Origin of the sequence: Dietzia sp. Cai40 (assembly GCF_014145165.1) — a bacterium.
Classification (GTDB): Bacteria; Actinomycetota; Actinomycetes; order Mycobacteriales; family Mycobacteriaceae; genus Dietzia; species Dietzia natronolimnaea.
In genome coordinates this window covers 1-4,971 of record NZ_JAALEB010000340.1, presented here as the reverse complement: position 1 = coordinate 4,971, position 4,971 = coordinate 1, and the positions used below count along the sequence as shown (strand labels likewise).

Below are 4,971 nucleotides of genomic sequence, written 5' to 3'. Positions count from 1 at the left end.
GAAGCCGGCCTGCCGCCGCGCGGTCGGGCCTGTGACCCGGGTGCGGGCGGCGTGCTCCCGGCGCTGCGGTCACTGTGGCCGGGGACTCTGCTGCTCCCACCGCTCCTCGGGGAGCCGGTCGCCGACCCGCTCGGGATGTGGGCCGGCCGGAGCGCGTAGTCGCCGGTCAGCGGGTGTAGTCGGTGGCGCGCTCGTAGCGGGCGTGATCGTCCCACACTCTGCGGAGCAGCTGTTCGAGCTCCCAGACGTCGCCCTCGGAGCCGAAGTACTTGCGGTCGATCGACTTGAGCTTGTCCTCGTTCTGGAGGATCTTGGCCCACAGCTTGGCGCGCTCGACGGGGTCGTCGGTGAAGTTCTTGTTCAGGTACTCGTGCGAGTGCCGCTTGAGGTTGCCGAGCACGGTGAGCGCCTTCCCTGCCGGGCTCACCAGCGAGGCCACGACGGTCACCACGAGGACGGTGATGATGACGCCCAGCGACAGGTAGGTGGGTACCTCCACCACGCTGACGTGCTCGCCCTGGTTGATGAACGGCAGGTTGTTCTCGTGCAGGGCGTGGAGGATCAGCTTGACGCCGATGAAGCCCAGGATCGCCGCGAGGCCGTACTTGAGGTAGACGAGGCGGTCGAGAAGGCCGTCCAGCAGGAAGTACAGCTGGCGCAGGCCGAGTAGCGAGAAAGTGGTGGCGGTGAAGACGATGAAGACGTTCTGGGTGAGGCCGAAGATCGCGGGGATCGAGTCCAGCGCGAACATGATGTCGGTGCCGCCGATCGCCACCATGACGATCATCATCGGCGTCATGACCTTCTTGCCGTTCTCGATGGTGAACAGCTTGTCGTGGTCGTAGTGATCGGTCGCCGGGATGAACTTCTTGGCCAGACGCACCACGAAGTTGTCCGCGTCGTCGTCCTCGTCGTCCTCGGCCAGGAGACGGCCCGCGGTGACGATGAGGAACAGCCCGAACACGTAGAACAGCGCGCTGAACGCGTTGAGCAGGGCGGCTCCGACGAAGATGAACCCGGTCCGGGCGATGATCGAGAACACGATGCCGAACAGGAGTGCCTTCTGCTGCCCGGCCCGCGGGACCTTGAAACTGGTCAACAGGAGCAGGAACACGAACAGGTTGTCGACCGAGAGCGCCTTCTCGGTGATGTACCCGGCGAAGTACTCCACGCCCATCTGGTTTCCACCGAAGATCCACACGAGGAAGCCGAAGGCTATCGCGATGCCCACGTACGTCGCGGACCAGATGGCCGACTCCCTGAGCGTCGGGATGTGTTCCTTGCGCACGTGAAAGAAGTAGTCGAACAGCAGCAGTGCGACGATCAGGCCGACGGACAGCGACCAGGCGAGCGGGGTGGCTCCCAACGGGAGTCCTTTCCGAGGAGGGCCGGGGACCGGATAATCCTACGCGCCTCGGGCCGGTTTGCCCCCGGTCAGCTCTTCCGCCTGATGAACATCGTGTGCTGCGCCTCCACGACCGTCGTGCCGCGGCTGTCGCTCACCACCGCGGTGTGGACGACGCTGGTGCTCGGGTGGTCGTTCAGGCGCTCCCTGATGGCGTCCGCCTCGGGGCCGGGGACGTCCACCACGCACCGCAGTCGGCCCCGGCCGGGGGCCCGGAAGTCGATCGTCGCGCTCTTGGTCCACACCTGGTAGCCGCCACCGAGTTGCCCGGACAGCAGCGCCCCGTAGAGGACGTCGGTCGCGGCGAACAGTGCACCGCCGAACGCGGTGCCGTTGGTGTTGGCGGTCCACGGTGCGACGTGCATGCTCAGCTCTCCGCGGGTCCAGTCCGGGGCGATGTGCCGGATGCGGATCCCGGACCCGAGCAGAGGGGGGTACAGCGAGGCCAGCAGGGGGAACGCGCGGGGAGCGGGCGCACGGCGGCGGGCCTGCAGGGCAGGGTGCCCGACGAGGTCTCTGGACAAAAAGAGGGTCCCTGTCTAGACAAACGGCTGATGTTTGTCTAGATTTGACCCACTAGGTGGCGTGCGACACACGCCGCCGGGCTCGATCAAGGGAGACTTGTGATGCACACCGACCTCCAGGCAGGGGAGACCGCGGCGCAGCCGTACCCCTGGACTGACGGCAAGCGATACCTGTGGCTGCTCGGGCTCATCCCCGCCGGCGCCCTGTTCATCTCTCTCGGCTTGTTCTCGTGGTTCTCCCACGCCGGGTGGGGCACCGCCGCCGTCGTGGCGTGGTTCGTCGCCCCCTTCGTCGTGTTCGTCTTCATCCCTCTGCTCGACATGGTCGTCGGGGTGGATGGTCGGAACCCGCCGGAGGAGGTCATCGAACGCCTGGAGGCCGACCCCTTCTACCGGTGGTGCACCTACCTGTACCTCCCGGTGCAGTACGCCGCCCTGATCTTCGCCTGCTACCTGTGGACCGCCGACGACCTGTCGTTCTTCGGCCACGAGGGCGGGCTGGGGCTGGTGGCCAAGATCGGCGTCGCCTGGGCCGTGGGCATCGCGGGGGGCATCGGCATCAACACCGCCCACGAACTCGGACACAAGATCCAGAACTCCGAGAAGTGGCTGTCCAAGATCGCGCTCGCCACCACGGCCTACGGGCACTTCTACATCGAGCACAATCGTGGGCACCACGCCCGCGTCGCCACCCCGGAGGACCCGGCCAGCTCGCGGCTCGGTGAGTCGTTCTGGGCCTTCCTCCCGCGCAGCGTCATCGGCTCCCTCATCTCCGCCTGGGAGCTGGAGAAGAACCGCCTCGAGCGCCTCGGCAAGTCACCGTGGACCCTGCGTAACGACAACATCAACGCCTGGCTCATGACGCTGGTCCTGTTCGGCGGCCTCACCGCCGTCTTCGGACTCGAGGTCCTTCCCTGGCTGATCCTGCAGGCGGTGTACGGGTTCAGTCTGCTGGAGGTCGTCAACTACCTCGAGCACTACGGGCTGCGCCGCAAAAAGCTCGACAGCGGTCGTTACCAGCGCTGCCGGCCCGAGCACTCGTGGAACTCCGACCACCTGGTCACCAACATCTTCCTGTACCACCTGCAGCGCCACTCGGACCACCACGCCAACCCGATGCGCCGCTACCAGGTCCTGCGCACCACCGACGACGCCCCGCAGCTCCCCGCCGGGTACGCCGCGCTCATCGTGGTGGCCTACTTCCCGCCGATCTGGCGCCGGATCATGGACCACCGGGTGCTCGACCACTACGACGGCGACGTCACCAGGGCCAACATCCAGCCGTCCAAGCGGGAGCGGATCCTCGCCCGCTACGGCGACCCGTCGGCCACCGGCGCGAGCCCCGCGACCAGCCGGTCCTCCGCCCCGGCCGCCACGGCGACCGCCGTCCTGGATCCCGAGCCCGACGTGGACGCCGTCCGCGGCGCCGTCTCGCCGATCGGCACCTATGCCTGCCCCAACTGTGGCCACCACTACGTCGAGTCGCTGGGTGAGCCGCGGGAGGGCTTCGCCCCCGGCACGCCGTGGTCGGCGATCCCCGACGACTGGCAGTGCCCGGACTGTGGCGTCCGGGACAAGGTCGACTTCGTGCCGGTGAGCTGACACCGACAGGCCGTGACACCCGTGTACACAGTGTTCCAACCAGGAGGTTTCCCATGAAGATCGCGATCGACCCGGACCGGTGCGAGGGGCAGGCGGTGTGCGTCGGCCTCGCCCCGAAGGTCTTCGCCCTGGGCGACGACGACGAGGTGGTGCGCCTGCTCGTGGAGGAGGTCCCCGAGGAACTCCAGAAGAGGGCTCGCAAGGCCATCGAGAAGTGCCCGATGGCGGCGCTCCGCGAGGCCGGGTAGGCCGTCGGCCAGAGCTCTAGGCCGCCGGCCAGGCGGAGGGGTCCCGACCGGTACGCGCGAGAGCGGCGTGCCGGGTCGGGACCCCTTCTCCGTCGAAGCCCGGTAGCGGAGCGGAGAACAGCTCGGGGGCCGGGTCGTCGGCGAGATCGGTCCGGACGAAGTCGAGGACGGCGCGTTCGAGTTCGTCGCCCCACGGCAGGTCGACCCCCTGGGAGACCGACAGGTCCCAGGCGTGGACGGCCAGATCGAAGGTCTGCTGCGCGAGATAGTGCACCATCGGCGCCCGACCGTAGGAGAGGTGGACCTCGTCGTCGGTGGGGGTTCCCCGCCACGCGGCGGCCACCGGCGCGCGCAGGGTGTGCCAGAAGGCCACGAGGTCGGGGCCGCTGGCCCCGGTGAGCCGACGGAGCGGTTCCTCGAGGTCCCCGGCCACCTCGTCGACCGTCCCTCCGGCCAACAGTCCCGGGACCCACATCTGCTCGTCCACGACGTGGGCCAGCACCTCACGGGCGGTCCACTCGCTGCACGGGGTGGCGGCGTCCCAGTCGGTGACCATCGGCAGGACCCGGTCGTACAGGTCGGCGGCCCGGGACTGCAGGGCGATCCAGTCGGTCATGGCTTGTCGAACCGCTCGCCCGCGCCCAACCGCTGCAGACGCAGCCACTCGCGCAGGCCGGCCGGGTCTCGTCTGGTGACCAGGAAGTACCAGCCGAAGCGCAGGATCTCCTGCGGGATGAGGCGCCGGTTGCCGGGCTGGGTGAGCACGTAGCCGCGGTTGCGGTAGGTGAAGTGCCGCTTGACCGGGTCGTCGGGGAACTGGGTGTGCATGCGGCCGCCGAGGATCGGTTTGAACTCGTCCGACCCCTGCGGGTGCAGGTACGCGGTCGTCAGACACGTGCCGAAGGGCAGTCGGGAGCGCACCAGGCGCCGGTGCATCTCCACCTCGTCACCGCGGATGAACAGCCGCAGGTCCGGGACGCCCACACGGTCCAGGCAGTCCGCGGTGAACAGCGCCCCGTTGAACAGGGAGGCGATGCCGGGCAGCAGGTCGGTGTCGGTCCGGGAGGGGCCGGCGGCACCAGGGACGCCGGCACCAGGGTCACCGGCACCGCGGTCGCCGCCCTCGCCGTCGGCGAACAACTCGCTGCGCCAGCGTCGCCACACCACGCCGCGGCGCAGCGGGAAGGCGAGG

5 protein-coding genes and 1 pseudogene are annotated in these 4,971 nt (G+C 68.7%); 2 read left to right on the top strand and 4 right to left on the bottom strand.

The annotated features are described in order from the left end of the window. Nucleotides 1–166: 166 nt before the first annotated feature. Together G6022_RS12950 and G6022_RS12945 are read right to left on the bottom strand one after the other, a co-directional pair. Complete coding sequence (locus G6022_RS12950; protein ID WP_179524262.1) at nt 167–1,366, bottom strand: TerC/Alx family metal homeostasis membrane protein; 1,200 nt, start codon at nt 1,364–1,366, stop codon at nt 167–169. Nucleotides 1,367–1,434: 68 nt separating this feature from the next. Further along, nucleotides 1,435–1,929 (bottom strand): DUF4442 domain-containing protein, encoded by a 495-nt coding sequence (locus G6022_RS12945; RefSeq protein WP_241731209.1) that lies wholly within the window; start codon nt 1,927–1,929, stop codon nt 1,435–1,437. 102 nt (nt 1,930–2,031) lie between these two features. Between G6022_RS12945 and G6022_RS12940 the strand changes: the two genes are divergently transcribed. Continuing rightward, on the top strand, nt 2,032–3,531 hold the full coding sequence (locus G6022_RS12940; protein WP_182691702.1) for a fatty acid desaturase: 1,500 nt from the start codon (nt 2,032–2,034) through the stop codon (nt 3,529–3,531). Between the two features lie 53 nt (nt 3,532–3,584). After that, nucleotides 3,585–3,779: a ferredoxin gene (locus tag G6022_RS12935; protein ID WP_095717092.1), complete on the top strand. Its 195-nt coding sequence runs from the start codon at nt 3,585–3,587 to the stop codon at nt 3,777–3,779. Between the two features lie 16 nt (nt 3,780–3,795). Here G6022_RS12935 and G6022_RS12930 read toward each other — a convergent pair whose 3' ends face one another. Both G6022_RS12930 and G6022_RS12925 read right to left on the bottom strand, forming a co-directional pair. Beyond that, nucleotides 3,796–4,395, bottom strand: coding sequence for a maleylpyruvate isomerase family mycothiol-dependent enzyme (locus G6022_RS12930; RefSeq protein ID WP_179524264.1), 600 nt, complete (start codon nt 4,393–4,395; stop codon nt 3,796–3,798). Next, a pseudogene (locus tag G6022_RS12925) lies at nt 4,392–4,971 on the bottom strand (glycosyltransferase family 2 protein); the annotation flags it as partial. The pseudogene G6022_RS12925 and the gene G6022_RS12930, both read right to left, overlap by 4 nt.